The following is a 22,641-nucleotide window of genomic DNA, read 5'->3' on the forward strand; positions in this document are numbered from 1 at the left end:
CGCACGTTTCCCTCACGCCTGCGCCGGCCACCGGCGGGGGCCTCTTCAGGAACAGGAGCGTCGAAGGTGCCGGTCCTCCCCGGAGCCGAGCCGTACCGCCACGAGGGCGGGGAAGTGGGGGTCCTCCTCTGCCACGGCTTCACCGGCTCGCCCCAGTCGCTGCGCCCCTGGGCGGAGCACCACGCGGCGCACGGCCTGACCGTGTCGCTGCCCCTGCTGCCCGGACACGGCACCCGCTGGGAGGACATGCAGGTCACCAGCTGGCAGGACTGGTACGCGGAGGTGGACCGCGAGCTGCGGACGCTGTCCGAGCGCTGCTCGCGGGTGTTCGTGGCGGGCCTGTCGATGGGCGGCGCGCTGGCGCTCCGGCTCGCCGCCCGGCACGGCGAGCGGGTCTCGGGCGTGGTGGTCGTCAACCCGGCGAACAAGGTGCACGGCCTGTCGGCGTACGCCCTGCCGGTGGCCCGGCACCTCGTGCGGACGACGAAGGGCATCGCCAGCGACATAGCGAAGGAGGGCGCGGCCGAGCTGGGCTACGACCGGGTGCCGCTGCACGCGGCGCACTCGCTGCGGGTGTTCCTGCGCCGGCTGGACGTCGAGCTGCCCCAGGTCACCCAGCCGCTGCTGCTGCTGCGCAGCGCCCAGGACCACGTGGTCCCGGCGGCCGACTCGGCCCGGGTGCTGAGCCGGGTGTCGTCCACGGACGTCACGGAGACCGTGCTGGAACACAGCTACCACGTGGCGACGTTGGACGTGGATGCGGACCGGATCTTCGAGGAGAGCCTCGGCTTCATGGGCCGGCTCGCACCCAGTCTCGGCAAGGAAGGGACGGCCGCAGGTGGCTGAGCACGAGTCCGACCGCGAAGGCCGCGAGGGCCCCGAGCCGGACGAGCAGAACCTGCCCTTCGACGAGGACGCCGCCTGGCGGGCGATCGTCGCGGGGTTCGGCGAGGAGCCGCCGGACCCGCCGGGGGCCACGCCCTACAGGCCGGTGGAGGACCTGGCGCTGCCGGAGCCGGAGCAGGACGCCGAGAGCGACGCCCCCGACACGGCGCCGGTGCGGCCGCCGCTGGGCAGCTCGGTCTCCTTCGCGCCCGGGGTCGGCCCGCGCGACCACACCCCGCCCGAGCCCTCCGGGGACGAGGACGACGAGGACCACTTCGTGCCGCCGGAGCCGCCGCCGCTGCCGAGCGCCGACGCCACCGCGAAGTTCGCCTGGCTGGGCGTCGTGGGCGGGCCGGTGCTGGTCCTGCTGGCGATGCTGCTCGGCTGGGACATGACCTGGTGGCTGACCACCCTGAGCGTCGGCGGCTTCCTCGGCGGCTTCGCCACGCTGGTGATGCGGATGCGCACGGACGACGACCAGGACGACGACCCGGGACGGGGCGCCGTGGTCTGACCGCCGGCGCCGGACGGAAGCCATGCGGAGGGGCTGCGGGCACTGGTGCCGGGGCTGCGGCCCGACCCGGCAGACGGCACAGCAGCCCCCTGAGGGTGCGAGGAACTGCGCGACCGGCCCCCACGCACCCGCAGCCGCGCACGGGCGGGTCAGGACCGGGTGGGTCACACCGCGGGGACGCGCACCGCGGCGAGGACCGGGAGATGGTCCGTGGCCGCCGTCAGGTCGGCGCGGGTGACGCCCGGCTGGTCCAGCGGGACACCGCAGCCGAGCACCTCGACGCCCTTGGTCGCGAACACGGCGTCGATGCGCCGCGGCGGTTCGCTGTGCGGCCAGGTCGTCTCGCCGCCCCAGGGGGCGACGGCCCGGCAGTCCTGGAGGCTCGCGGAGAGGCGGCGGAAGGTCCGGCCGCCGGGGCCCTCGTTCAGGTCGCCGCCCGCGAGGGCGTGCTCCACACCGAGTCCGGCCAGCCGGTCGAGGAGCAGGCCGCCCTGCTCGTACCGCTCGTTCCCGTCGAGGCTCAGATGGCAGCTGATCACGCCCAGGCGGGCGCCGCCGAAGCGGACCACCGCCGTGGCGAGGCCGCGCCGGTGCAGTCCGGGGGTGAGGGGCAGCAGGACGTCATCCGCCCGCTCCACGGTCGCCCGGAGCGAGCAGAGGATCGCGGGGCCCGCCGCGGTGGCGCCGCCGGTGAGGACGACCTGGCCGGAGGCCGCCGCGAGCCGCGCCAGCTTCTTGCGCCAGCGGAAGAAACGGGGGGCTTCCTGGATCAGGACCAGGTCGGGGGCGCAGGCGGTGATCACCCTGGCCAGGGCCTGGGTGTCGTCGCGCATCGAGCGGATGTTGTAGCTCAGGACGCGGATGACGGCGGAACCGTCGGGCTCGGTACGGGAGTTGGGGAGCAGCGGGGTTGCCATGCCGTCAATCTACGACGTCCCCGGGTCGGGGCGCCCGACAGCTCGGGGCGCGAGGATCGTCCTCGCGCCCCTGCTTCGGTGAACGTCCCTCACATGATCGGGTCGGGTTCCCGGGCCAGGTCCGCCGCGCCCACCAGGCCCGCCTTGTTGCCGAGCTGGGCGGCGATCACGTCGGCCACCGGGCGCCAGTTGCCGCCGACCAGCCAGCGCTTGTAGGACTTGCGGATCGGGTCGAGGACCAGTTCCCCCTCGTCGGAGAGGCCGCCGCCGACGATGAACGCCGAGGGGTCGAAGAGGGAGGCCAGGTCGGCCAGGCCCGCGCCGACCCAGCGGGCCAGCTCGCGGTAGGAGTCCACGGCCACCGGGCAGCCCTGGCGGGCGGCCATGGAGATGTGCTTGCCCTCGATGCCGTCGGGCGTGCCGTCGCCCAGCGCCAGCAGCACCTCGGCGCGCTCGGGGGTGGCGTTGGCGCGCTGCTTGGCGTAGCGGACCAGGGCACGGCCGGAGGCGTACTGCTCCCAGCAGCCCTGCGAGCCGCAGCCGCACAGCAGGCCGTCCGGGACCATGCGGATGTGCCCGAACTCCGCGGCCACGCCGAAGTGGCCGCGGCGCAGCTTGTTGCCGATGATGATGCCGCCGCCGAGGCCGGTGCCGAGCGTGATGCAGATGACGTTGCGGTGGCCCTTGCCGGCGCCGAACCTGTACTCGCCCCAGGCGGCGGCGTTCGCGTCGTTCTCGACCACGACCGGGAGGCCCACGCGGGCCTCGACCTTGTCCTTCAGCGGCTCGTTGCGCCAGTCGATGTTGGGCGCGAAGTAGACCGTGGAGCGCTGGCGGTTGACGTAACCGGCCGCGCCGATGCCCACGCCGACGATCTCGTGCCCGGCGCGCGCACCCTCCACCGCCGAGGCGATGGCGTCCACGATGGCCTCGGGCGTGGTGGGGGTCGGCACCTTGAAGGTCGAGAGGATGTTGCCTTCCTCGTCGACCACGCCGGCCGCGATCTTGGTGCCGCCGATGTCGACGCCGATGGTGAGTCCCATGAATCCCTCAGTTTCGGTCGAGCCCCGCTACGGCCAACCGTACCCGAGGCCCCGCCGGGGGAGGGCTTCAGTCCAGGTCGATGCGCTCCCCCGGGCCGGTGCCCTCGCCTCCGTCACGCCGGTCGCCGGGATCCTCGCGGGTGAGGTCGTCGGCCGTGCGGGCGGTCCAGCGGCGCTCCTGGGCCTGGACCGCGGAGCGGTAGGCGGCGAGCAGTTCGCTGCCGGCCGCGGCGAGATGGTCGAAGACCTCGGGGTTGCGGTCGATGACGGGCTCGACGGCGGCCTTGGCCTGCTGGACGACCTGCCGCACCACCTGCTGGGCGGCGGGTCCGGCGAGGCCGCCGAGGACCGGTGACTGCAGACCGGACAGCTTGTCGGCCACCGTGTCCACGAGCCTCTTCAGTTCCTCCGCGGCCGACCCCGGCTGCGGGCCGTGCTCGGCGCGGCGGCGGGCCCTCTCGGCGGCGAGGTCCTCGGCGCAGGCCGTGGCCCAGGCGTCGGCGTCGGTCGCCCGCCCCTGGTCCGCGTGTTCCTCGGGCGAGTCGGATGCGGGACGCTCTTCGCTCATGGCGGACTCCTGACTACGGTTCGCCTTTACGACGTTACCCGAACGGCCGCACCCGGATCATCACCGTCCGGCCGCGGGCCACAGGTCGGGGTCCGGGGCGAAGCGGATGCGCAGCTCGCCCTCGCGCAGGCCGGCGCCGGCGACGCCGCAGCGGCGCAGGGCCGAGGGCAGCGGGACGATCCGGCGGAAGGGGCCGGCGCTGATCACGAGTTCGTCGCCGCGCCGGATCAGGTCCAGCTCGTCCCGTATGGCGCCGGGCAGCGGGATGTGCCAGACCAGCACGCCGTCCTCGTTCCTGCGGTCCTCGACGGGCCACTCGACCGGGGCGGGCGCCGGCTTGACGCCGGGTACCGCGAGCGCGGCGAGGTCGTCGGCGCCGCGCGGGTCGCGGCCGAGGTGCGGGACGGGGTGGACGTCGTACGGCTGCTCCTGCCAGTCGTCGAGCGTCTTGCGCTGCTGGGCGAGCAGGGAGGACAGCCAGCTGTCCGGGGTGCTCTCGGGCAGGGTGCGGTTGGCGATCAGGGCCTCGGTGCGCAGGCCGCGCAGGGCGAGGCCGAGTCCGGCGCCGCGTACGGCGTCGGCGCCGGCCGGGCCGGGCTCGGCGACCAGGCGTACGACGGTGTCCCGGTCGGTGAGGACGGCCTCGACGGCGGCGAGTTCGACGTCCCAGCGGGCCGCCGTCTCGTACAGCCAGTCGGACGGCATCGGCACGCCGGCCAGCCGGCCGAGGACCGGGCGCAGGGCGCGGGCCGCCTGCCGCTCGGGCGGGAGCAGGCGGCGCAGATAGCGGCGCAGCTCCTCGGGCAGGCCGAGCAGCGCCAGGGCCTGGGGCAGGGGTGGCAGGTCGACGACGAGGAGGTCGAAGCGCTCGGACAGGGCCGCGTCCCTCAGCGCCCGCAGGAAGGACAGTTCCTCGGCGCCGGGCAGCGGGGTGACCTCCTCGGCGTCCAGCCGGGCGGCCCCGAGCAGGTTCAGGACGTTCGCGGCGCGGTCCTGGAAGGCGGTGAGGTCCTCGCGGAAGCGTGCGGCGGCGTCGGGCCGCCAGACGGTGAGGTGCGGCGCGGCCTCGTGCGGCGCCGGTCCTGTCGCGGAGCCCAGTGCGGCGCCGAGGGTGTCGGTGCGGTCGGCGCCGAGCAGGAGGGTGCGGGCGCCCTCGCGGGCGGCGGCGAGCGCGGTGGCGGCGGCGATCGTGGTACGACCGCCGCCGCCCGGGCCCGTGATCAGGATGGTGCGCATGGGGCTGAACGGTACCGCCGTGCGCGTGCTTCAAACGGGAGTGACTACTTCTGCCCCGACTCCACGCGCTTCTTCAGGCCCGCCAGCGCGCGGTCGATGATGACCTTCTCCGCCTTGCGCTTGATCATGCCGAGCATGGGGATCTTGACGTCCACGGTGAGGAGGTAGGTGACCTCGGTGGTGGACGGGCCCGTGGGCTTGAGGAGGTACGAGCCGTCGAGGGAGCGCAGCATCTGGGACTTGACCAGGGTCCAGGAGACCTCGTTGTCGCCGGTCCAGGTGTAGGCCAGGGTCTGGTCGTCCTTGATGGCGCCGGCGTCCATGACGAGGCGTACCTGCTCGGCACGGCCCTGGTCGTCGGTCTTGAGGACCTCCGCCTCCTTCACCTCGCCGGTCCAGTCGGGGTAGCGGGCGAAGTCGGCGATCACCCCCATGACGTCGGCCGGTGCCGCCTCGATGGTGATGCTCGAGCTGGTGTGTTCCGCCATCGCCGTGGCTCCTCCAGATGCGGGCCGGTACAGAGGTCGTCGTGCGCACGTGTGTGCAGCGTGAAGGCTACCGCGCCGCCGACCTGCCGCCTTCACCCGATGTCCCGCTTCTCACCATTCCAGTGCCCAGGACCGGCCCGTCCCGGCGAAGTGGCCGACGTTCACGCACTCCGTGGCGCCGATGCGCATGCGGCGGACGAGCGGCTGGTGGACATGGCCGAAGAGGGCGTAGCGGGGCCTGGTGCGGCGGATGGCGTCCAGCAGGGCGCGGCTGCCGCGTTCGAAGCGGCGGGCGACCGTGTCGTACACCAGCTCCGGCACCTCCGGCGGGATGTGGGTGCACAGCACGTCGACCTCGCCGACCGCCTCGATCTTCGCCGCGTACTCCTCGTCGCCGATCTCGTACGGCGTGCGCATCGGCGTGCGCAGTCCGCCGCCGACGAAGCCGAAGGTCCGGCCGCCGATCTCCACCCGCTCGCCGTCGAGGACCGTGGTGCCGGGGCCCGCGTACTCCGGCCACAGGGGCGGCATGTCGACATTGCCGTAGGTGGCGTACGTCGGGGTGGGGAACGCGGCGAACAGCTCGGCGTACTGCTTGCGCACCGCCTGCTCCACGGCCGTCGCCCGGTCGGTGCCCAGGTCCGCCCACAGCCGGGCGCCGAACGCGCGGGCCTCCTCGAACCGGCGGGCGGTGCGCAGCTCGACGATCCGGTCGGCGTTCTCCTTGCCGAACAGGTCCGGGAAGATGCCGCGCGAGTGGTCGGCGTAGTCGAGGAACAGCACCAGGTCGCCCAGGCAGATCAGCGCGTCGGCACCCTCGCCGGCCCGCGCCAGGTCGCGGACGTTGCCGTGCACGTCGCTGACCACATGGACGCGCGTCCTTCGGTTTCCGGGGCGTGTGGATGCCATGGCGATCAAGGGTAGGCCTGTGGGATCCGCGTGAACAGTGTCGGCCCGGCCTGGGGTTACTCGCCGGTCGGTTCGGCCGTGGACTACTGTGCGCGAAGGAACGCCCACGCGTGTGACGCAGCGAACATCTCGGCGGAACCCCCTGTCGTAGACGCCATACCGGCGGGTAACGTCCGGGCAGTCCAGTCGTGCTCTGGTTTTCAACAGCTGAATTCCCGAGCACCTGCCCGAGCCTTGGACCGCACCAGCGCATCACACAGTGTCGTGGCGCCGGCGCCCTATGAGGAGCAGCAGTCTTGCGCGAGTTCAGCCTTCCGGCTTTGTACGAGGTCCCTGCGGACGGCAATCTGACCGACATCGTCCGCAGAAACGCCGCGCAGCATCCCGACGTCGCCGTCATCGCCCGCAAGGTGGCCGGTGTCTGGCAGGACGTGACGGCACGGGCGTTCCTGGCCGAGGTGCACGCCGCCGCCAAGGGCCTCATCGCGGCCGGCGTGCAGCCGGGCGACCGGGTGGGCCTGATGTCCCGCACCCGCTACGAGTGGACTTTGCTCGACTTCGCGATCTGGAGCGCCGGCGCGGTCACCGTCCCGGTGTACGAGACCAGCTCCCCGGAGCAGGTGCAGTGGATCCTGTCGGACTCGGGCGCCACCGCCTGCATCGTGGAACTCGACCATCACGCCGCGAACGTGGAGTCGGTACGCGAGTCGCTGCCCGCCCTCAAGCACGTCTGGCAGATCGAGGCCGGCGGGGTGGAGGAGCTGGGGCGGCTCGGGCAGGACGTGTCGGACGAGACGGTCGAGGAGCGCGGCTCGCTGGCCAAGGCCGACGATCCGGCGACCATCGTGTACACCAGCGGCACCACCGGCCGCCCCAAGGGCTGTGTGCTCACCCACCGCAGCTTCTTCGCCGAGTGCGGCAACATCGTGGAGCGGCTGCGCCCGCTGTTCCGCACCGGCGAGTGCTCGGTGCTGCTCTTCCTGCCGCTCGCCCATGTCTTCGGCCGGCTGGTGCAGATCGCGCCGATGATGGCGCCGATCAAGCTGGGCTGCGTCCCGGACATCAAGAACCTCACCGACGAACTGGCCGCGTTCCGGCCGACGCTGGTCCTCGGCGTCCCGCGGGTGTTCGAGAAGGTCTACAACTCGGCGCGCGCCAAGGCGCAGGCGGACGGCAAGGGCGCGGTCTTCGACAAGGCGGCGGACACCGCGATCGCCTACAGCAAGGCGCTGGACGGCCCGTCGGGCCCGTCGTTCGGCCTGAAGCTCAAGCACAAGGTGTTCGACCGGCTGGTCTACAGCAAGCTGCGCGCGGTGCTCGGCGGCCGGGGCGAGTACGCCATCTCCGGCGGCGCCCCGCTGGGCGAGCGGCTCGGCCACTTCTTCCGGGGCATCGGCTTCACGGTGCTGGAGGGTTACGGCCTGACCGAGTCCTGTGCGGCGACGGCGTTCAACCCGTGGGACCGGCAGAAGATCGGCACGGTCGGGCAGCCGCTGCCGGGTTCGGTGGTGCGGATAGCGGACGACGGCGAGGTGCTGCTCCACGGCGAGCACCTGTTCAAGGAGTACTGGAACAACCCGGGCGCCACCGCGGAGGCGCTGGCCGACGGCTGGTTCCACACCGGGGACATCGGCACCCTGGACGAGGACGGCTATCTGAGGATCACCGGCCGGAAGAAGGAGATCATCGTCACGGCGGGCGGCAAGAACGTCGCCCCGGCGGTCATCGAGGACCGGATCCGGGCGCACGCGCTGGTCGCGGAGTGCATGGTGGTGGGCGACGGGCGGCCGTTCGTGGGCGCCCTGGTCACCATCGACGAGGAGTTCCTGGGCCGTTGGGCCGCCGAGCACGGCAAGCCGGCGGGCTCCACCGCGGCGTCGCTGAAGGACGACCCGGATCTGATCGCGGCGGTCCAGGCGGCGGTCGACGACGGCAACGCCGCGGTGTCGAAGGCGGAATCGGTGCGGAAGTTCCGCATTCTGTCGTCGCAGTTCACGGAGGAGTCGGGCCACCTCACCCCGTCGCTGAAGCTGAAGCGGAACGTGGTGGCGAAGGACTACACGAACGAGATCGAGGCGATCTACGCCAAGTAGGCCGCCGGCTGGGGTGCCGCTTCTACAGCACGTGCCTCAGCCGCTCGGCGAGCATGTCCCAGCGCCAGCGCTCCTCGACCCACTGCCTGCCCCGCTGCCCCATCCTGCGGCGCAGTTCGGGGTCCTGGAGCAGGGGGACGATGCGGTCGGCCGCCGCTGCCGGGTCGCCGCCCCTGACCACCCAGCCCGTCTCGCCGTCCAGGACGGCGTCCGGTGCGCCGCCCGAGTCGCCCGCCACCACCGGCAGTCCCGTCGCCGACGCCTCCAGGTAGACGATGCCCAGGCCCTCCACGTCCAGGCCGCCGCGCCGGGTCCGGCAGGGCATGGCGAAGACGTCTCCGGCGCCGTAGTGGGCGGGCAGTTCGGACCAGGGGACGGCGCCGGTGAAGCGGACGGAGCCGGCGACGCCCGTCTCGGCGGCCATCCGGCGCAGGTCCCGTTCGTAGGGGCCGCCGCCGACGATGAGCAGGACGGTGCCGGGCACGGCGGCGAGGATGCGGGGCATGGCCCGGATCAGGGTGTCCTGGCCCTTGCGGGGGACCAGCCGGGAGACGCAGACCACCACCGGGCGGTCGGTGAGGCCGAGGCGGGCGCGGATCTCCTCGCCTCCGGAGCCGGGGTGGAAGGTCTTCTCGTCCACCCCCGGCGGCAGCTGCACCATGCGGCTCGCCGCCTCAGGGGTGAGCGCCGCCGCGATGCGGGACCGGGTGTACTCGCCCAGATAGGTGATCGTGTCCGTGGACTCACCGATCCGGCGCAGCAGCTGCCGGGCGGCGGGCAGCTGGGCCCAGCCGGCCTCGTGGCCGTGGGTGGTGGCCACCAGCCGCTCGGCGCCCGCCGTGCGCAGCGCCGGGGCCATGAGGCCGAGCGGCGCCGCGGCGCCGAACCAGACCGAGGTGCACCCGTGCTCGCGCAGCAGTCCCACCGCCCGCCGGGTCGCCTGCGGGGTCGGCAGCAGCATGGTCGTACGGTCGCGTACGACGGTGAAGGGCTGCTCGGCGTCGAAGGCGGCGGTGGCCTCGGCGCCCTCCCGGCCGCGCTTCCAGGTGGAGGCGTAGACGACCAGCCGGCCGGGGTCCAGGCGGAGGGCCATGTTGTGCAGGAAGGCCTGGATGCCGCCCGGCCGGGGCGGGAAGTCGTTGGTGACGATCAGGGTCTTGTGCATCGCCGCCGACCCTACCGAACGGGCCGTGCCCGGCCGGGATCGCACGGGCGGTACCGGGTCCGCCTCGGCCGAGTCTGTGGCAGGCCCACGGCCGGGCACGCCATCATGGTCCCGCGAGGCGGCACCGAAGCGATCGGCACGGGAATCGGACGGCAAGGGGATCACGTGGAGACCAAAGGCGCCGGGCGGTCCCTGGCATGGCTGCTCGCCACCTGGGCCGCGACCCGGACGCTGCTGCTGCTGTTCGTCTTCCGGGTGTACACCTTCTCGGACCTGGACGTCACCTCCGACGTGTCGGTGACCTACCGGGGCTGGTACGAGGTGCTGCGGCAGGGCACGTTTCCGCTGGACGACGTGACCTGGCAGTACCCGCCGGCCGCCGCCCTCCCGGTCCTGTCCCCCGCCGCGCTGCCCTTCCTGTCGTACGAGCACGCCTTCTTCCTGCTGGCGTTCCTCGCCGACGCGGTCGTCCTGGTGCTGCTGCTGTCCGCGCACCGGCGCCCCGGCCGCTCCGCGCGCGGTGTGTGGGTGTGGGTGGCGGGCGTGCCGCTGCTCGGGCCGACGGTGTACGCCCGCTACGACGTGATGGTCACCGCGGTGGCCGTGGCGGCCCTGCTCGCCGGGGCCCGGCACCCGAAGGCGATGGGCGCGCTGACGGCGTTCGGGGCGCTGCTGAAGGTGTGGCCGGCGCTGCTGCTGGTCGGCGCCGTGCGGCGGCGGGCGTGGTGGTCGGCGGCGGTGACCGCGTCCGGCCTCGCCGCGCTGTTCTCGCTGTCCATGCCGGGCGCCTTCGCCTTCCTGACCTTCCAGCGGGACCGGGGCACCGAGGTGGAGTCGCTCGGCGCCCTGTTCTTCCATGTGGCCCGGCACTTCGGCTGGCAGGGCCAGGTGCTGCTGAACTACGGGTCGATCGAGTTCGTCGGCCCGTATGTGGAGCAGGTCAGCGCGGCGGCGCTGGCGCTGACCCTGCTCGCGTTCGGCTGGCTGCTGCTGTGGCGGCTGCGCGCGTCCCTCTGGGCGCCGCACACCCTCGCGGAGGCGGCCTTCACCGCGGTCCTGCTGTTCACGGTCACCAGCCGGGTGATCAGCCCGCAGTACATGGTGTGGCTGGTCGGCCTGGCCGCGGTGTGCGTGTCGTACCGGGCGAGCCGGATGGGGGCGCCCGCGCTGATGGTGGTGGCCGCGTCCTTCGTGACGGTCCTGGAGTTCCCGGTCGGCTTCGGCCATGTGGTGGTCAGCGACGGGTACGGGGTGCTGCTGCTGGTGCTGCGCAACGGTCTGCTGGTCGCGGCCTCGGTGACGGCGGCCCGCCGGCTGTGGCGCTCGACCGTCACCCCGGTCCCCGCCGCGCCCCTGCCGCCCGAGCCGGCCCGGTCCCGTCAGGCCCGCGTCTCCCCCTGACCCGGCGGCCGGGCAGGGCCGGGCGTCCGGTCCGGGCGAGCAGCGCCGCCACCGCGGCGCACTGCACGGCCATCGCGAGCGCCAGCGCCAGGCAGACGCCGGGCAGGCCGAGGCCGCCGAGGGCGTACGCCAGGGGCAGCTGGACGGCTGTGCCGAGCAGGGTGACCCGGAGCAGCGCCGGTGCCCCTCCGCCGCCCTCGAAGACCCCGCCGAGCGCGATGAAGCAGGCCATCAGCAGCAGATAGGGGCCGATGCAGCGCAGGAACAGCGCGCCCTGGTGGGCGACGTCGGGTCCGGCGCCGAACGCGGCCATGATCCAGGGGGCCGTCGCGGCGAACAGGGCGGAGGCCGCAAGGCCCAGCGTCCCGGAGACCAGCACCGCCTGCCGGCCGATGTCCCGCCGCGCGTCCGCGCCGGCGCCCCGGGTGTGCGCGGTGTGGATCGCGGCGGCCTGCCGGACGGCGTAGAAGGCCATGGTGGCCAGGTACATGACCTTGTAGGCGATGGCGTAGGCGGCCACCGCCGTCACCCCGAGCCGGGCCACGATCGCCACCAGCACCAGGGCCCCGCTCTGCCGCACGGTGAAGTCGGCGGACATGGGCAGGCCGGTGGTGAGGGTGCGGCGCAGGGCGGCCGGCACGGAGGCTGCGGGCGGCGCCGCGGCGGCCGTCCGCAGCAGGGCGTTACGGCGCAGGGCGCGCAGACCGGCCGCGAGGGCCACGCCGCGGCACAGCACGGTGGAGACGGCGGCGCCGCGGACGCCGTAGAGGTGGATCAGGACGGGGTCGCACAGCAGGATCAGGCCGTTGGCCAGCAGGGCCAGGCGCATGGGGGTGCGGGCATCGCCGGCGCCCTTGAGGATGCCGTCGACGAGCTGCTGGGCGAAGAAGACGGTCATGCCGGGCAGGGAGACGGCGAAGTAGGCGGTGGCCAGGTGCAGGGCCGTGCCGTCGCCGCCGCCGAGGACCAGGGCGGCCAGCGGTCCGCGCAGCAGGAAGCCGCCGGCCGCGACCAGCGGGGTGACCAGCGCGCACAGCGCCCAGCCGCCCCGTACGGCGGCGCGTACGGCGGCCGGGTCGCGGGCCCCTCGGGCGTGCGCCACCAGCACGGTCGTACCGGAGGCGAAGACCAGCGCGACGCCGAGCAGCACGTTCTCGGTGTTGGTGGCGACGGCCACGGCGGCGACGGCGGCGCCGCCGAGCCGGGAGACCCAGACGGTGTTGGTGATCCCGGAGGCGACCGAGGCGAGCAGGGAGAGGTAGACGGGGTGGGCGAGGGCGATGAGCTGCTTGCGGTGGGCGTTCACTGAGCCACTCCTCTTGTCGAGCTACCTCGAACCGACGTATCTCGAAACGAGGTAGCTCGATAAGAGGTAACATGGCGCACGGGACCGCTGCAAGGAGGAGACCGCGTGCTGGAGTTGACGATCCTGGGCTTCCTCGCCGAGGAGCCGCTGCACGGCTACGAGCTGAAGGAGCGCATCAAGGCGCTGAGCGGCCATGTCCGCCCGGTCAGCGACGGCGCGCTCTACCCGGCCATCAACCGGCTCGTCGCCGCCGGACTGCTCGACCAGCGCACCGAGGACGGCGCGAGCGCCGCCCCGCGCCGGGTGCTGTCCCTGACGGCCGAGGGCCGGCGGGAGCTGCTCGCGCGGCTGCGCGACCCCAAGCAGGCGGAGATCACCGACCACGTCCGCTTCAACACGCTCCTGGCCTTCCTGCGGCACCTGGACGACCCCGCCGCCCAGGCGGCCGTGCTGCGCCGCCGGCTGGACTTCCTCCAGACCCCGGCGAGCTTCTTCTACCGGAAGGGCGAGCCGGTGCGCGCCGAGGAGGCCGGGGACCTGTTCCGCGCGGGCATGCTGCGGGTCGCCCGGGCCACCGGGCAGGCGGAGCGGGCCTGGCTGCGGGAGGCCATCGAGACCCTGGAGAAGGCCGACTGACCGGCCGCCGGGGCGCGTTGGTCACTCGGTCGGGGTCAGCTGCTCCCGCACGTACTCCCGCCACTGCTCGGTGAACGCCTCGGTCGTGGTCCCCAGCACCTTCTTCAGGGCCTCCTCGACCGCGCCCGCCCGCTGCTGATGTGCGCCCACGGCGCGGTAGAAGGCGTCGAGCCGGGCCGTGCCCCAGCGTTCGGCGATCATCCGGCAGGCCAGCCAGCCGCCCTCGTAGGCCCGCGCGAGCTCGGCGGGGGCGCTGGTGAAGCCGAAGTCCTTGTCGGTGGGGAGCGCGGTGGGCGCGTGGCCGTCCTGGACGGTACGGGTGAGCTCCGGCGCGGCCTCGGTCGGGGTGCGGCCGGTGCCGAGGTAGCCGATCCAGTCCGCGAAGCCCTCGGAGAGCCACAGCGGGGTCGCCGCGGTGGTCTGCGCGCGGGTGGCCACATGGGTGGTCTCGTGGGTGAGCACCACCTGCTTGCCGAGGTCGCCGAGGATGGCGTAGGCCTCCGGGTTGACGACCACCCGGTCCGCCGGGGCCTGGCCCGAGCCGCCCGCCTCCCCGGTGGTGACGGCGGCGATGCCCCGGTAGTTGGCGGCCGGCGACCCCAGCAGCCCGGCCATGCCGTCGAGGGAGCGCGGGACGAGGACGACGACATGGCGGGCCCAGCCGGCGCCCCAGACCCGGGAGACGGCCGGGACCGCGCGGTCGGCGAGCCGCGCGTATCCGCGCAGGCCGGCGGTGGTCGGCCCGGTGCCCAGCACCAGGCTGTGGGCGCCCTTGACGGCGGTCACCGCGCCCTGGTCCCACAGCTGCTGCCCGGCGTCCCGGGCGGCCCGGTCGGCGGTGACGTACCACCTGCCGTCCGCGGTACGGCGCAGGGTGAGGGTGCGGCGGGCGTCGACCGGGGCCCTGTCGTACCCGGCGACGCGGTAGCTGAGGTCGGCGTCCGCGGTGGCGCCGGAACCGGTGCGGTGCACCTCGGTGACCCGGTAGCGCCACGAGGCCAGCGGCAGGGCGCGCAGCCGGGTGTACTCGGTGCGGGCGCCCGTCGCCCCGTACGCCGTCTCGTCGTGGTGCAGCAGGGCGGCGGAGCGCCGGTCGAGCAGGTGCTGCACCTCGGTGCGGGTGGAGTCGGCCGGGGTGCCGCCGCAGCCCGCCAAGGGCAGCAGCAGGACGAGCCCCACGGCCCCGATGCTCCACGCCCGCCTGCGACCAGCCACTTCCCGATCGTATCGGCGAGCGGCCGGATCAGGGCCGGGTGACCGAGGAGATCGGCATCATCCCGACCGGGTCGTAGCGCACCGCCGCTCCCGGATAGGGGGCGTGGATGACCCGGCCGTCGCCCACGTACATGCCCACGTGGCTGGCGTCGGAGCGGTACACCACGAGGTCGCCGGGCCGGATCCGCGACAGCGGGACGCGCCGGCCGGCGAAGCGCTGCTCCTGCGAGGTGCGCGGCAGCTGGACCCCGGCATGCGCGTACGACCACTGCATCAGGCCCGAGCAGTCGAAGCCGGAGGGGCCGTTGGCGCCCCACACGTACGGCCGGCCGAGGGCGGAGCGGGCGGCGGCCACCGCGGCGGCGGCGCGGGCGTCGGGGGCGACGCTGCCGCCGGCCAGGTCGGACAGCTCGGACAGGTCGGCGCGGCCGGAGTCGTCGGAGCGCGAGGCCCGGCCGAAGGCGGCGCGTGCGGCGGGCGACAGCGTGCCGAGCACCCGCTGGGCCTTGGCGAGCTTCTTCTGCACGGTCCGCTTGTGCGCGGCCACGGCCTCCCGGCTGCGCTCCAGCTCGGCGAGCTTCCCGGCCGCCTGCGCGCGCTCCTGGGCCAGTTCCCGCATCACCGACTGCAACTCCCGCAGGTGGCCCGCCTGTTGGGCGGTGATGCGGTCGAGGGTGGCGGCCTTGTCGAGGTAGTCGTCGGGGTCGTCGGAGAAGAGCAGCGCGACGGCCGGGTCGATGCCGCCCGCCCGGTACTGGGCGCCGGCCAGCGCACCGAGCTGCTCGCGCAGGGTGTTGACGCGCTGCTGCTGCCGGGCGATGTGGTCCTGGGCGGCCCGCACCTCGCGGCGCAGCACCCCCGCGCGCTCCTGGGCCTTGTCGAAGGCCTGGGTCGCCTGCTCGGCCTCCTGGTAGAGGCGGTCCACCTCGGCGCGGGCGTCGGCGTGCGGGGCCGCGTGCGCCGGTACGGCGCCGAGCGCGGCGGTCGCGGCCGACAGTACGCACAGGGCGGCGGCGCCCCGGTCGAATCCGGAGGAGGCAAGGCGGCGATGAGACCCCACGGCAGTCCTTCTGCTGGCGGACGTACGGCCGTTCCCCGGCGCCTGGGGACGGGGAGACCCCGGGCGCCGGGGAAACGCGGCAGACAGTAGCCGGGCGCGGGGGCGCCGACCAACGGCCGGGGTGGCGACGCACAGTGACGCCCCGCCGCTGACGCAGGTCACCGGCGGGGCGTGGAGTCAGCTCCGGTCCACGGGATTCGCCCGTTCGGGCGCCATCCCGACGGCGTTCCGGCCGCGTACGCGGGTAACAGACCGGGTTCCGCGGGAGGATCGGGCCGCGTCGCGCGGGTGGGGTCAGACGCGGACGCCGAACTGGAACGGCATGTCGGACATCGCCTCGTAGCGGACGACGGCGCCGGTGTGCGGCGCGTGCAGCACCTGGCCGTTGCCGGCGTACAGGCCGACGTGGTGGATGTCGCCGTAGAAGAACACCAGGTCGCCGACCTTGAGCTGGCTCTGGTCGTAGATCCGGGTGCCGATGGTGGCCTGCGCCTCGGAGGTGCGCGGTATGGAGACGCCGGCCTGGGCGTAGGCCCAGGAGGTCAGGCCCGAGCAGTCGAAGGAGGACGGGCCGGAGGCGCCGTAGACGTACGGCGAGCCGAGCCTGCTCTGGGCGGCGGAGAAGGCGGCGGCGGCGCGGCCGGAGGCGGGCGGGGCGTCGCCGAGGTTCACGCGCTCGCTGGAGGAGCGGTCGGCGCGCGCCTGCTGGGCGGCCAGTTCCTGCTTCTCCTTGGCCGTCAGGGTGTTGAGGATCTTCTGCGCCTCGGCGAGCTTGGCCTGGACTTCCTTCTTCTTCTCCTCCAGCTGGGTGCGCGTGGCGGAGAGGTCCTTGAGCTTGTCGGAGGCCTCGGCGCGCTCCTGGGCGAGTTCGCGCTGTTTGTCCTGGATCTTCTTCAGGGCGTCGACCTGCTGGGCGCTCAACTGGTCGAGCGTGGAGGCCTTGTCGAGGAAGTCGTCCGGGTTGGAGGACAGGAAGAGCTGGACCGAGGGATCGATGCCGCCCGAGCGGTACTGCGCGGTGGCCAGCGAACCCAGGCCGTCGCGCAGCTTGTTGAGGTCCTGCTGACCGCGGGCGACGTTGTCCTGGATGGTGGAGATTTCCTTCTGCAGCTTCTGCTGCTTGTCCTTCGCCCCGTTGAACTTCTCGGTGGCCTGCTCGGCCTCCTCGTAGAGCTTGTCGACCTTGGCCTTGACCTGGTCCTTGGTGAGCTTCTGGCTCGGCGCGGCATTGGCGGCGTTCGCGCTCAGGACGACAGCGGCGGCGGCTGCGGTGGTCAGCACGGTCACGCGGGCGCGACTCTGCTGCTTGGGTCGACGATGGGACGCCACGGAGGACGAACTCCTTCTTGTGAGTGAGTGAGTGATCACCCGTTCGGAGGTTCGAGCCCAGACCCTAGTGACCCAGTTGTGATCAGTTCAAATCCTCACACCAGAAAATCGCATCACACAATGCATTCTTTGCACACAACTCACAAGCAGTGATGCGCGCTTGACACTAGGTGGTGTCAAGATCCAGCCAATTGGGACATTGCACATGTCCGCCGGATCTTCAGGACAGTCGCTTGAGAAGTACCGCAGACGCGACCGGTCGGGCACCCGCCCTGGCGACCCCGTCGGCCACCTCGCGGTCGGTGGAGGCGACGATGACCGGACGCCCCGGCGGCTCGGCGCGCACGAGCTGGCGGATCAGCTCGTCCGCGGTGACGCCCGGCTTGGAGAACAGCACCCGCACCCCGCGCGGCGGCGCGAGCAGCACCGGGGCGGCCAGTTCGGCGCCGTCGAAGACGCACGTCACCTCGGCGCCGGTCTGCGCCGCGAGCGCGGAGAGCTGACCGAGCAGCCTCAGGCGCTGCTTCTCCAGCGGCATCTGCGGATAGCCGGTCTTGGTGACGTTGTAGCCGTCGACCACCAGATGCGCCTGCGGCAGCGCGAGCAGCTGGTCGAGGATCGCCGGGTCGTGCTCCGACAGGGCGCGCGCCGCGATGTCCTTGGGGGTCATACGGCCCGGTTCGACGGCGTCCACGGTCTCGGCGGGGCGCACGGACACCGGGGGCAGGGCGAGTTCACGCCGCAGGCCCTGGGTGGCGTCCAGCAGGGTGTCGAGCAGCAGCCGTACCCGCATGTCCTCCACGCTGCGGCCCTCGCGGGCGGCGCGGCGGGTGGCCTCCAGCGCGGCCTCGGCCTCGCCCAGCCGGGCCTTGAGCCGGCGGGCCTCGCTCTCGGCGGCCGACATCCGGGTGTGCGCCTCGGCGCGCAGGGCGTCCATCTCGCCCTGGGCCTTGCGCAGGGCGGCCTCGCCGCGCTTGACGTCGCTGAGGGCGGCCCGGAGTTTGCGGTGAAGCGATTCGGCTTCCTTCTTCGCCGACTCCAGCTCCGCGCGCAGCCGTTCGGTCTCGGCGCGGGTGTGCTCGCGGGCATGGGCCAGCTCGGCGCGCAGCCGGTCCAGTTCGGCCCGGGTCTCCTCGTCGGCGCGCTCGGCGTCCGCGCGCTGGGCCTCCTCGCCGGCCGCGGTGACCAGCTTCACCCAGCCCGCCGGGCGCAGTACGTAGGCCGCGGCCGCCACGTCGAGCGGGTCCGCGGCCGGGGGCGGGCAGCCGGAGTCGAGGGCGCCGGTCAGTTCCGGCTGCGCCTCTCTGAGCTTCTCGCCGATCCGCTGCCGGAACAGCGCGTCGGTCTCCAGCGCCGCCGCCATCGCGTTCCCGGCGAACTTCGCCCGGCGGGTGGGGGTGAACCGGGCGTACTGCCTCAGCTGGGCGGGCAGTTCCGACAGGGTCAGGCCGCCGAAGCCGTCCGAGACGATCTGCACGACCCGGTGGCGCACGCCCTCGGGCAGCGGACGGTCAAGCACCTCAGCGGTGCCGTCGCCCGGCCCCCCGCCTGTGGTCTCCGCCATCCGTCACACCCCACTACTTCCCTGCCCGGGGCCGCTCCTCAGGAGCCGGCACCCGGCCTGTCCACGAGTTCCACCTGGTCCACCGCGTTGCACCAGCGGCAGCGCACCGACTCGATGGTCTCACTGACGACCTCGCGCTCCTCCACGGTCGGCTCCCCCGCCAGATCGAGGTGGACGTACTCGACGACCTTCGAGGAACGCGTCACGTCGAACCGGGTGAGGTTGCCGCACAGGGTGCAGCGCCATCGGGTCGTCGCGGTCGGCAGGGGAACCGTCATCGTCGCTGTCCGCTTCCTTCTCGTCATCGCTCGTGCTGGCCGCACGCGCCGCCGGCCGACGCGTGTGGCCGTAACCCTACGGCCTGGCGGCGACTCGCCGCTGATCCGTCCACGGCGGCGAGGCGGTCTGTCAGCGTGCGTCCCGTTACGTCATGCTCTGTATTCATGATCAGCCAGTGGAGTACGGCGGCCGGCAGGGTTCTCCGAGCGGTCCGGAGCACCTCGGCGCCCATGACGTACGGCCTCATCGCCCTGTGCTGTCTGCTCTTCGTCCTGGGCCCGGCCTCCGGGCTCACCCCCGGATACGGCTCCGGGGAGGCCCTGCTCGGCGCGCAGCGGGCGTACTTCGCGCGCTGGGGCGTGGTGCCGGCCGAGCTGTTCGCCAGGCCGGTGCGCGACGCCCTGACCCCGGCCACGGCCCTGTTCGTGCACGGAAACTGGGTGCATCTGCTCGGCAACATGCTCTTCCTCTTCGTCTTCGGCACGATGACCGAGGAACGGATGGGCCGGGTCGAGTTCACCCTGTTCTACGTCGGCTGCGGCTACCTGGCCCTGCTGGGCTACGCGGCCGCCAACGCCGCCTCCGGGCAGTCGCTGGTCGGCGCCTCCGGGGCGATCTCGGCGGTCCTCGGAGCGTTCCTCTACCTGTTCCCCCGCGCGCGTGTGACCAGTCTCCTGCCGTTCCTGTTCTTCCTGCCGCTCCGCTTCCCCGCGTGGGTCGTGCTGCCGTTCTGGGCGGCGCTGCAGTGGGCGGCGGCGGGGCGCGCGTCCGACGGCCCCGGGGTGGCCTATCTGGCGCACGTGGTCGGCTTCGGCCTCGGCTTCGGCTACGCGTGGGTGCGCTACGGCCGTGGGACTAGAGTGAAAGCCGCCCCTGCTCAGGCCCTCGAGGGAGAGAACCAGCCGTGATCACCGCGATCGTTCTGATCAAGACCAGTGTCGACCGGATCCCCGAGATCGCGGAGGAGATCGCCGCTCTGGAGAGCGTCAGCGAGGTCTTCTCGGTCACCGGCACCTACGACCTGATCGCCATGGTCCGGGTGCGCCGGCACGACGACCTGGCCGACGTCATCCCCGGCCGGATCAGCAAGATCCCCGGCGTCGAGGCCACGGACACGCACGTCGCGTTCCGGACGTACTCCCAGCACGACCTCGAGGCGGCGTTCGCGATCGGCCTGGACAACTGATCGTTTCGACCAGCTGCCCAGGCGGGTGCGGGGCGCGCTGATCAGACCGCCGGGACGCAGCGGCCGTCCTCCGTGCGGTACGTCCACTTCGCACCCTCGGTCACGAGTTCCTTCACGGCGGTGACGAAGCGGTCCACGTGCTCGTCGGGCGTGCCGGCGCCGAAGCTGACGCGGATGGCGTTGAGGGACTTCTCGCCCGGCGCGGCCTCGGGGGCGCCGCACTCGCCCTGGGCCTGCGGGTCGCTGCCGAGGAGGGTGCGGACCAGGGGGTGGGCGCAGAAGAGGCCGTCGCGCACGCCGATGCCGTACTCGGCGGAGAGCGCGGCGGCGAAGTGGGAGCTGTTCCAGCCCTCGACGACGAAGGAGATGACGCCGACGCGCGGGGCGTCGTCGCCGAACAGGGACAGGATCCGCACCTGCGGGACCTCGGCGAGACCCTCGCGGACCCTGGCGATCAGGTGCTGCTCGCGGGCGACCAGGTTCTCCCAGCCGGCCTCGGTGAGGGCCTTGCAGGCCGACGCGATGGAGTAGGCGCCGATGACATTCGGGGAGCCCGCCTCGTGCCGGGCGGCGCTGTCGTGCCACTCCACGTCCACGCCGCCGTCCTGACGCCGGGTCACCTTGCGGCTGGCGCCGCCGCCGGCGAGGTAGGGCTCGGCCGCGCGCAGCCAGTCGGCGCGGCCGGCCAGGACGCCGGAGCCGAAGGGGGCGTACAGCTTGTGCCCGGAGAAGGCGACCCAGTCGACGTCCAGGTCGCGGACGTTCACCGGGTGGTGCGGGGCCAGCTGGGCGGCGTCGAGGACGATCCGGGCGCCGTGCGCGTGGGCGGCGGCGGCCAGTTCGCGCACCGGCCACAGCTCGCCGGTGACGTTGGAGGCGCCGGTGACGCAGACCAGGGCCGGGCCGTAGGGGTCGCGGTCGGCGAGGGCCCGCTCCAGGGTCGTGACGGCCTGCTGGGGGGTGCGCGGGGCGTCGAGGTAGGTCACCCGCGCGTCCTGCCAGGGCAGCAGGGAGGCGTGGTGCTCGGTCTCGAAGACGAAGACCTGGCATCCGGCGGGCAGCGCACGGGCCAGCAGGTTCAGCGAGTCGGTGGTGGAACGGGTGAAGACCACCTGGTCGTCGGCGCGGCAGCCGAGGAACTCGGCGACGGTCCTGCGGGCGTTCTCGAACAGGTCGGTGGACAGCTGGGAGAGGTAGCCGGCGCCGCGGTGGACGCTGCCGTAGTACGGCGCGTAGGCGGCCACGTCGTCCCAGACGCGCTGCAGGGCGGGGGCGCTGGCCGCGTAGTCGAGGGCCGCGTAGGTGACCTCGCCGCCGGTGACGAGCGGGACGGTGACATCCCTGCCCAGAACGGGCAGCGGGGCACAAACGGACTGGTCGGCGGCAGCGGTGAAGACGGACATGGGTGAACTCCCGTGAGACATACGCCTCGAGGGCGCAGGAAGATGAGAAGAGGGGTGTGCGGAGGCGGGGCTCGGCGGCCCTATCGCATTCGCTGGCTCACGGAAGGCTCCCTCGATGACCAGGACCCCTGGTCCCGCGCTCAGCAGCGCGCGAGGGGTCCGCGCTTGCCGTAGACCTCGCTGCCTACGGCCTGGTCCTCACCCGGGGCACCCCGCCACGGACGGAGGGTTGCCGGACAGCCGGCCGGGGCCTGATGGCTGTCACTCATGACCTGGTACGGGAACTTAAGGGAAAAGATCGCCGCCCCGCAACCCGTGTCCGGATCGCGGGACGACGACCTCCGGTGACCGCTAGGCGTTGCTGGCCGCCACCCAGCGCTCCAGCGTGCGCTTCGCCGCACCCGAGTCGATGGACTCGGCGGCCCGGGCCATGCCGGCCCGCAGCTGGTCGGCGAGCGGGGCGTCCGTCGGGTGCAGGGCCGCGAGGGCCGCCGCCGAGTTCAGCAGCACCGCGTCCCGCACCGGGCCCTTCTCGCCGTCCAGCAGGCGCCGCGCCACCTCCGCGTTGTACGAGGCGTCCGCGCCGCGCAGGGCCTCCACGGGGACGAGGTCGAGTCCGACGTCCCTGGGGTCAAAGGACTCCTCGGCGACCTTGCCGTCCCGGACCACCCAGACCCGCGAGGTGGCGGTCGTGGTCAGCTCGTCCAGGCCGTCGTCGCCGCGGAACACCAGGGCGGAGTTGCCGCGCTCGGCGAGGACCCCGGCCACGATGGGCGCCATCCGGGGATCGGCGACGCCGACGGCCTGGGACCGGACCTGCGCGGGGTTGGTCAGCGGGCCGAGGACGTTGAAGGTGGTGCGGATGCCCAACTGGCCGCGCGCCGGGGCGACATGACGCAGGGACGGGTGGAACCTCACCGCGAAGCAGATGGTGATGCCGGCTTCTTCGGCCACCTCGGCGACCCGCTGCGGGGTCAGGTTCAGATTGATCCCGAGCTTCTCCAGCACGTCGGAGGACCCGGAGGCGGAGGACGCGGCGCGGTTGCCGTGCTTGACGACCTTGGCGCCCGTGCCCGCCACGACGATCGACGACATCGTGGAGATGTTCACCGTCTTGGCGCCGTCGCCGCCGGTGCCGACGATGTCGACGGCCGGCCCCGGCACCTCGATCACATTGGCGTGCGCGTACATCGTGCGGACGAGCCCGGTGATCTCCTCCACCGTCTCGCCCTTGGCCCGCAGGGCCACCATGAACCCGGCGATCTGCGCGTCGGTCGCCTCGCCGCGCATGATCAGGTCCATCGCCCACGCCGTGTCGTCGGCGGACAGGTCCTGGCCGTCCAGCAGGCCGTTCAGCAGGGCGGGCCAGGAACGGCCCGCCGCGGTGTCGCCTCCAGCGGGGGTCACAGCGCTCATCAGCCGCTCCTGGGTGTCGTACACGAAA

Annotated in this window: 22 protein-coding genes and 1 riboswitch; of the genes, 7 read left to right on the forward strand and 15 right to left on the reverse strand. The window is 73.2% G+C overall.

Features of this window, described 5'->3' with window-relative positions:
* The first annotated feature begins 66 nt into the window (after positions 1 to 66).
* Positions 67 to 846 carry an alpha/beta fold hydrolase gene (locus AB0950_RS16025; protein WP_360149934.1) on the forward strand — a complete coding sequence of 260 codons (780 nt, stop codon included), beginning with the start codon at positions 67 to 69 and terminating at the stop codon, positions 844 to 846.
* Positions 839 to 1,399 (forward strand): hypothetical protein, encoded by a 561-nt coding sequence (locus AB0950_RS16030; RefSeq protein ID WP_360149931.1) that lies wholly within the window; start codon positions 839 to 841, stop codon positions 1,397 to 1,399. Before AB0950_RS16025 ends, AB0950_RS16030 begins: the two co-directional genes overlap by 8 nt.
* Before the next feature lie 164 nt (positions 1,400 to 1,563).
* On the opposite strand, the gene AB0950_RS16035 is transcribed toward AB0950_RS16030, so the two are convergent.
* The 6 genes from AB0950_RS16035 to AB0950_RS16060 all read right to left on the reverse strand — a co-directional run bounded on the left by AB0950_RS16035 (position 1,564) and on the right by AB0950_RS16060 (position 6,560).
* Positions 1,564 to 2,316 carry an endonuclease/exonuclease/phosphatase family protein gene (locus AB0950_RS16035; RefSeq protein ID WP_360149928.1) on the reverse strand — a complete coding sequence of 251 codons (753 nt, stop codon included), beginning with the start codon at positions 2,314 to 2,316 and terminating at the stop codon, positions 1,564 to 1,566.
* A gap of 89 nt (positions 2,317 to 2,405) precedes the next feature.
* Entirely contained in the window at positions 2,406 to 3,359 is a 954-nt protein-coding gene (locus AB0950_RS16040) for an ROK family glucokinase (protein WP_360149925.1), read from the reverse strand.
* A 67-nt stretch (positions 3,360 to 3,426) separates the two neighbouring features.
* Entirely contained in the window at positions 3,427 to 3,927 is a 501-nt protein-coding gene (locus AB0950_RS16045) for a DUF5304 domain-containing protein (RefSeq protein WP_360149922.1), read from the reverse strand.
* Between the two features lie 60 nt (positions 3,928 to 3,987).
* A complete protein-coding gene (locus tag AB0950_RS16050; protein ID WP_360149919.1) occupies positions 3,988 to 5,163 on the reverse strand; it encodes an ArsA-related P-loop ATPase in 1,176 nt (391 codons plus the stop codon).
* Between the two features lie 44 nt (positions 5,164 to 5,207).
* Positions 5,208 to 5,651, reverse strand: a complete 444-nt coding sequence (locus tag AB0950_RS16055; protein ID WP_360149916.1) for an SRPBCC family protein — start codon at positions 5,649 to 5,651, stop codon at positions 5,208 to 5,210.
* A 111-nt stretch (positions 5,652 to 5,762) separates the two neighbouring features.
* Positions 5,763 to 6,560 carry a metallophosphoesterase gene (locus AB0950_RS16060; protein ID WP_360149913.1) on the reverse strand — a complete coding sequence of 266 codons (798 nt, stop codon included), beginning with the start codon at positions 6,558 to 6,560 and terminating at the stop codon, positions 5,763 to 5,765.
* A 296-nt stretch (positions 6,561 to 6,856) separates the two neighbouring features.
* Here AB0950_RS16060 and AB0950_RS16065 point away from each other — a divergent pair, with 296 nt between their 5' ends.
* On the forward strand, positions 6,857 to 8,653 hold the full coding sequence (locus tag AB0950_RS16065) for an AMP-dependent synthetase/ligase (protein ID WP_360149910.1): 1,797 nt from the start codon (positions 6,857 to 6,859) through the stop codon (positions 8,651 to 8,653).
* 22 nt (positions 8,654 to 8,675) lie between these two features.
* On the opposite strand, the gene AB0950_RS16070 is transcribed toward AB0950_RS16065, so the two are convergent.
* Positions 8,676 to 9,818 carry a glycosyltransferase family 4 protein gene (locus AB0950_RS16070; protein WP_366778734.1) on the reverse strand — a complete coding sequence of 381 codons (1,143 nt, stop codon included), beginning with the start codon at positions 9,816 to 9,818 and terminating at the stop codon, positions 8,676 to 8,678.
* 165 nt (positions 9,819 to 9,983) lie between these two features.
* On the opposite strand from AB0950_RS16070, the gene AB0950_RS16075 reads away from it, so the two are divergent.
* A complete protein-coding gene (locus AB0950_RS16075; RefSeq protein ID WP_366778735.1) occupies positions 9,984 to 11,219 on the forward strand; it encodes a glycosyltransferase family 87 protein in 1,236 nt (411 codons plus the stop codon).
* Here AB0950_RS16075 and AB0950_RS16080 read toward each other — a convergent pair.
* Positions 11,149 to 12,525: an MATE family efflux transporter gene (locus AB0950_RS16080; protein ID WP_366778736.1), complete on the reverse strand. Its 1,377-nt coding sequence runs from the start codon at positions 12,523 to 12,525 to the stop codon at positions 11,149 to 11,151. The genes AB0950_RS16075 and AB0950_RS16080 overlap by 71 nt on opposite strands.
* Positions 12,526 to 12,630: 105 nt before the next feature.
* Between AB0950_RS16080 and AB0950_RS16085 the strand changes: the two genes are divergently transcribed.
* Positions 12,631 to 13,161, forward strand: a complete 531-nt coding sequence (locus AB0950_RS16085) for a PadR family transcriptional regulator (protein ID WP_360149898.1) — start codon at positions 12,631 to 12,633, stop codon at positions 13,159 to 13,161.
* 21 nt (positions 13,162 to 13,182) lie between these two features.
* Here the strand turns inward: AB0950_RS16085 and AB0950_RS16090 are convergent, their stop codons facing one another.
* From AB0950_RS16090 to AB0950_RS16110, 5 genes are all read right to left on the reverse strand, one after another.
* On the reverse strand, positions 13,183 to 14,376 hold the full coding sequence (locus AB0950_RS16090; RefSeq protein WP_366778737.1) for a hypothetical protein: 1,194 nt from the start codon (positions 14,374 to 14,376) through the stop codon (positions 13,183 to 13,185).
* A 28-nt stretch (positions 14,377 to 14,404) separates the two neighbouring features.
* On the reverse strand, positions 14,405 to 15,436 hold the full coding sequence (locus AB0950_RS16095) for an NlpC/P60 family protein (protein WP_366778738.1): 1,032 nt from the start codon (positions 15,434 to 15,436) through the stop codon (positions 14,405 to 14,407).
* 294 nt (positions 15,437 to 15,730) lie between these two features.
* The gene (locus AB0950_RS16100) at positions 15,731 to 16,765 is read right to left on the reverse strand and encodes an NlpC/P60 family protein (RefSeq protein WP_360149889.1); all 1,035 of its coding nucleotides are present in this window, start codon (positions 16,763 to 16,765) and stop codon (positions 15,731 to 15,733) included.
* A 220-nt stretch (positions 16,766 to 16,985) separates the two neighbouring features.
* Complete coding sequence (locus AB0950_RS16105; protein WP_360149886.1) at positions 16,986 to 18,329, reverse strand: NYN domain-containing protein; 1,344 nt, start codon at positions 18,327 to 18,329, stop codon at positions 16,986 to 16,988.
* Between the two features lie 38 nt (positions 18,330 to 18,367).
* Positions 18,368 to 18,607, reverse strand: coding sequence for a hypothetical protein (locus AB0950_RS16110; protein WP_014672226.1), 240 nt, complete (start codon positions 18,605 to 18,607; stop codon positions 18,368 to 18,370).
* A gap of 165 nt (positions 18,608 to 18,772) precedes the next feature.
* On the opposite strand from AB0950_RS16110, the gene AB0950_RS16115 reads away from it, so the two are divergent.
* Together AB0950_RS16115 and AB0950_RS16120 are read left to right on the forward strand one after the other, a co-directional pair.
* Positions 18,773 to 19,516, forward strand: a complete 744-nt coding sequence (locus AB0950_RS16115) for a rhomboid family intramembrane serine protease (RefSeq protein WP_360149882.1) — start codon at positions 18,773 to 18,775, stop codon at positions 19,514 to 19,516.
* The gene (locus AB0950_RS16120) at positions 19,513 to 19,794 is read left to right on the forward strand and encodes an Lrp/AsnC ligand binding domain-containing protein (protein ID WP_360149879.1); all 282 of its coding nucleotides are present in this window, start codon (positions 19,513 to 19,515) and stop codon (positions 19,792 to 19,794) included. The genes AB0950_RS16115 and AB0950_RS16120 overlap by 4 nt, the downstream gene beginning before the upstream one ends.
* A gap of 41 nt (positions 19,795 to 19,835) precedes the next feature.
* Here the strand turns inward: AB0950_RS16120 and AB0950_RS16125 are convergent, their stop codons facing one another.
* The gene (locus tag AB0950_RS16125; protein WP_360571502.1) at positions 19,836 to 21,197 is read right to left on the reverse strand and encodes an aminotransferase class V-fold PLP-dependent enzyme; all 1,362 of its coding nucleotides are present in this window, start codon (positions 21,195 to 21,197) and stop codon (positions 19,836 to 19,838) included.
* A 156-nt stretch (positions 21,198 to 21,353) separates the two neighbouring features.
* Positions 21,354 to 21,470, reverse strand: a riboswitch (SAM riboswitch).
* A 78-nt stretch (positions 21,471 to 21,548) separates the two neighbouring features.
* On the reverse strand, positions 21,549 to 22,613 hold the full coding sequence (gene trpD, locus AB0950_RS16130; protein WP_360149873.1) for an anthranilate phosphoribosyltransferase: 1,065 nt from the start codon (positions 22,611 to 22,613) through the stop codon (positions 21,549 to 21,551).
* Positions 22,614 to 22,641: the final 28 nt, after the last annotated feature.

The organism is Streptomyces sp. NPDC007189 (assembly GCF_040703635.1).
Classification (GTDB): domain Bacteria; phylum Actinomycetota; class Actinomycetes; order Streptomycetales; family Streptomycetaceae; genus Streptomyces.

Coding starts and splice junctions, on each gene's coding strand:
- AB0950_RS16105 (WP_360149886.1), bottom strand. CDS start 18,329: ATGGCGGAGACCACAGGCGGGGGGCCGGGCGACGGCACCGCTGAGGTG.
- AB0950_RS16115 (WP_360149882.1), top strand. CDS start 18,773: ATGATCAGCCAGTGGAGTACGGCGGCCGGCAGGGTTCTCCGAGCGGTC.
- AB0950_RS16110 (WP_014672226.1), bottom strand. CDS start 18,607: ATGACGGTTCCCCTGCCGACCGCGACGACCCGATGGCGCTGCACCCTG.
- AB0950_RS16040 (WP_360149925.1), bottom strand. CDS start 3,359: ATGGGACTCACCATCGGCGTCGACATCGGCGGCACCAAGATCGCGGCC.
- AB0950_RS16035 (WP_360149928.1), bottom strand. CDS start 2,316: ATGGCAACCCCGCTGCTCCCCAACTCCCGTACCGAGCCCGACGGTTCC.
- AB0950_RS16055 (WP_360149916.1), bottom strand. CDS start 5,651: ATGGCGGAACACACCAGCTCGAGCATCACCATCGAGGCGGCACCGGCC.
- AB0950_RS16070 (WP_366778734.1), bottom strand. CDS start 9,818: ATGCACAAGACCCTGATCGTCACCAACGACTTCCCGCCCCGGCCGGGC.
- AB0950_RS16050 (WP_360149919.1), bottom strand. CDS start 5,163: ATGCGCACCATCCTGATCACGGGCCCGGGCGGCGGCGGTCGTACCACG.
- AB0950_RS16125 (WP_360571502.1), bottom strand. CDS start 21,197: ATGTCCGTCTTCACCGCTGCCGCCGACCAGTCCGTTTGTGCCCCGCTG.
- AB0950_RS16045 (WP_360149922.1), bottom strand. CDS start 3,927: ATGAGCGAAGAGCGTCCCGCATCCGACTCGCCCGAGGAACACGCGGAC.
- AB0950_RS16060 (WP_360149913.1), bottom strand. CDS start 6,560: ATGGCATCCACACGCCCCGGAAACCGAAGGACGCGCGTCCATGTGGTC.
- trpD (WP_360149873.1), bottom strand. CDS start 22,613: ATGAGCGCTGTGACCCCCGCTGGAGGCGACACCGCGGCGGGCCGTTCC.